The following is a 2,736-nucleotide window of genomic DNA, read 5'->3' as shown; positions in this document are numbered from 1 at the left end:
GGGGGGGGGGGGGGGGGGGGGGGGGGGGGGGGGGGGGGGGGGGGGGGGGGGGCCCCCCCCCCCGCGGGGGGGCCCCCCCGCGCCCCGCCCCCCGCCCCGGTGACAGCGCCCCGCCCCGTATCCGCCCCGGTGACAGCGCCCCGCGCCGCCGCCCGCCCCGTACCCGACCGTGGTCTCCCGCCCGTACGCGCCCCCCGTCGTACGGGCTCCGTGCGGTGTTGTGGCAGGTCGTCGCCGCGGTCGAACGGTTGTACCTGCCTTAGGCATATGTCGTGGCGGAGATGTGTGGCCTTGCGCGCCGGCGGGCCCAATCCCATGGTTCGGCCCCGAGGGGCCCGCTGGGCGGCCATGATGGGGGCATGGCGGGCTTGGAGGGAAGGGACCAGCCGCGCCGGGAAGCCGAATCCGCTCCCGCGCGCTGGGTGTCGACCATTGACGATGAACTCGCCACGAAGGCGCTCGACCTGTACGGCAACCCGGCGGTGGACGAGGTCCGACTGTCCTCGCTCCCCGAGTCGGCCGCCGTGGCCCGCCGCTTGACCCAGTCCGTGGTGCTCCGTCAATGGGGCCTCGGCCCGCAGATCTCCGAGCACGCGGTGCTGCTCGTCTCCGAACTCGTCGGCAACGCCGTACGGCACACCGGCGCCCGCGCCTTCGGGCTGCGCATGCTGCGCCGGCGCGGCTGGATCAGGGTCGAGGTGCGCGATCCCTCCCGCGGCCTGCCGTGTCTGATGCCGGTGCACGAGTTGGACGTGAGCGGTCGCGGCCTGTTCCTGGTGGACAAGCTCTCCGACCGCTGGGGCGTGGACCTGCTGCCGCTGGGCAAGACGACCTGGTTCGAGATGCGGGTGGCCGACCGCTGACGGCCCCCGAGGCCGCTACCCGATCATCGGCCGGGCGCCGCTGAGCCCCATCGGTTCAGATGAACGCCCGCACCGGCGACGAGATCGCCCCACCGGCGAGGCGTTCGCCCCGTACCGGCGACACGAACGCTCCCGGCGGCAACCTGGACGTCCGCACCGGCGACGCGAAACGCCCACCAGCAACGCGAACGCCCCCGCCGCGTCGTGGGACGGGCGGGGGCGCCGATATCGCTGTTGCCACGGCGCGAGGGGGTGTGGCCGTGGCAGGTGCTGAACGACCTTGCCCGGGTCAATGGGGGCCGCTGGTTCGACTATCGCAGACAGGGTGCGAGCCTTCCAAAGCAACATTAGGCGCGTACGCTAACGAAATGCGACATTTTAGATGTCAATTTAAGGTGAACTGTGCCACGTGCCTTCTAAGCAATGGGTGAATGTCAAAAATACGTGATGATTACGCATGGCCGAAACATGCTCGAATGATCCTTTCAAGGGGGTGGACACGGTGTCGGCAACTTTCTTTGCCCGCCGTACGTCCGCTGTGCGGCCGGTCGTCTTGGCAGCGCCCCCCGCGCGGTTCACGATGAGGGACGAGTGTCATGTCCCTGTCTCATCGTTGTGTTGGTGCAGCCCGCACGCCCCGGCCCCCCACCCAGGGGAGTGCGGTGCGCTCCCGCCCCGTGCGGAGCGCGTGATCGGCCCGTGAACCGCCGAACCATCGAACCGGGAGTCCCCATGGAAGACCACACCCCCCACGCTTCCCGCCGCCGGCTGCTGCGCGGTGCGCTGCTCGGTGCCACCGCCATCGGGTTGGCCGGCGCATCCGCCCCGCTGGCCACGGCGAGACCCGAGCCGCGGGCCGGCCGCGTCGACTACCCCGGGGCCCGCTGGGTGCCCGCGAGCACCTCCAACTACACGGCGTCGGGCCGCCCCGAGGCGTACCCGATCGACTTCGTCGTGATCCACGTGACGCAGGAGACCTACCAGGACACCCTGGCGATCTTCCAGAACCCCAAGAAGCAGGTGTCCGCGCACTACGTGGTGCGCTCGGCCGACGGGCTGGTCGGGCAGTGCGTGCGGGAGAAGGACATCGCCTGGCACGCGGGGAACTGGAACTACAACACCCGCAGCATCGGCATCGAGCACGAGGGCTGGGTGGACCGGCCCGAGTACTTCACCGACGCGCTCTACCGCTCGTCGGCCGCGCTCACCGCGTCGCTGTGCGCGCGCCACGGCCTGCCCGTGGACCGGCAGCACATCATCGGCCACCACGAGGTGCCGGGCTCCACGCACACCGACCCGGGGCCGCTGTGGGACTGGGCGCGCTACCTGAAGCTGGTCACGGCGGCCGGCCGCCGCTGATCCGCCGGCTGACTGCGGGGCCGCGCCGATCGGTCGCTAATGTGTGCTGGTCATCAGCAAGCACAGAGAAGGGGGCTCAGGTGGCGGACATCGAGGCGGCACGCACGGCCTTTGAGCGGTACGACCTGGACAAGGACGGCTTCATCAGCGCGTCCGAGTACAAGAGCGTGATGGCCCAACTGGGGGACCCGTTCGTCACGGAGTCCGTCGCGGAGGCCATCATCAAGTCGGCCGACACCAATGCGGACGGCAAGCTGTCCTTCGAGGAGTTCTGGGCGATCCAGAACCGCTGACGGCGCGGCCGACCGTGCACGGCCGTGCCCCGGCACGGCCGCGAACCATCCGGGCCCCCCCCCCGCCGGCCCCGACCCCCCCGCCCCCCCGGGGGCCCCGCCCCGTGGCCCCCCCCCCCCCCCCAAAAAAAAAAATAAAAAAAAAAAAAAAAAAACAAAAAAAAAAAAAAAAAAAAAAAGATGGGGCGGACAATAAAAAAAAAAAAAAAGGAGGGGGGGGG

General features: G+C 69.9%; 5 protein-coding genes. 4 read left to right on the top strand and 1 reads right to left on the bottom strand.

The window, feature by feature from the left end; all coding sequences use genetic code 11:
• The 4 genes from AAHZ94_RS32245 to AAHZ94_RS32230 all read left to right on the top strand — a co-directional run.
• A partial coding sequence (locus AAHZ94_RS32245) for a hypothetical protein (RefSeq protein WP_349997257.1) occupies positions 1–263 on the top strand: 263 nt, incomplete at its 5' end.
• Positions 264–359: 96 nt separating this feature from the next.
• Complete coding sequence (locus AAHZ94_RS32240) at positions 360–863, top strand: ATP-binding protein (protein WP_349997256.1); 504 nt, start codon at positions 360–362, stop codon at positions 861–863.
• 732 nt (positions 864–1,595) lie between these two features.
• Positions 1,596–2,222 carry an N-acetylmuramoyl-L-alanine amidase gene (locus AAHZ94_RS32235; protein WP_349997255.1) on the top strand — a complete coding sequence of 209 codons (627 nt, stop codon included), beginning with the start codon at positions 1,596–1,598 and terminating at the stop codon, positions 2,220–2,222.
• 80 nt (positions 2,223–2,302) lie between these two features.
• Positions 2,303–2,515 (top strand): EF-hand domain-containing protein, encoded by a 213-nt coding sequence (locus AAHZ94_RS32230; protein ID WP_349997254.1) that lies wholly within the window; start codon positions 2,303–2,305, stop codon positions 2,513–2,515.
• Here the strand turns inward: AAHZ94_RS32230 and AAHZ94_RS32225 are convergent.
• Entirely contained in the window at positions 2,445–2,708 is a 264-nt protein-coding gene (locus AAHZ94_RS32225) for a hypothetical protein (RefSeq protein WP_349997253.1), read from the bottom strand. The two genes, AAHZ94_RS32230 and AAHZ94_RS32225, sit on opposite strands and share 71 nt — an antisense overlap.
• Between the last annotated feature and the right edge of the window lie 28 nt (positions 2,709–2,736).

Origin of the sequence: Streptomyces sp. HSW2009, assembly GCF_040240285.1 — a bacterium.
Taxonomy (GTDB): Bacteria; Actinomycetota; Actinomycetes; order Streptomycetales; family Streptomycetaceae; genus Streptomyces.
This window is presented reverse-complemented; position numbering and strand designations above follow the sequence as displayed.

Coding starts and splice junctions, on each gene's coding strand:
- AAHZ94_RS32235 (WP_349997255.1), top strand. CDS start 1,596: ATGGAAGACCACACCCCCCACGCTTCCCGCCGCCGGCTGCTGCGCGGT.
- AAHZ94_RS32240 (WP_349997256.1), top strand. CDS start 360: ATGGCGGGCTTGGAGGGAAGGGACCAGCCGCGCCGGGAAGCCGAATCC.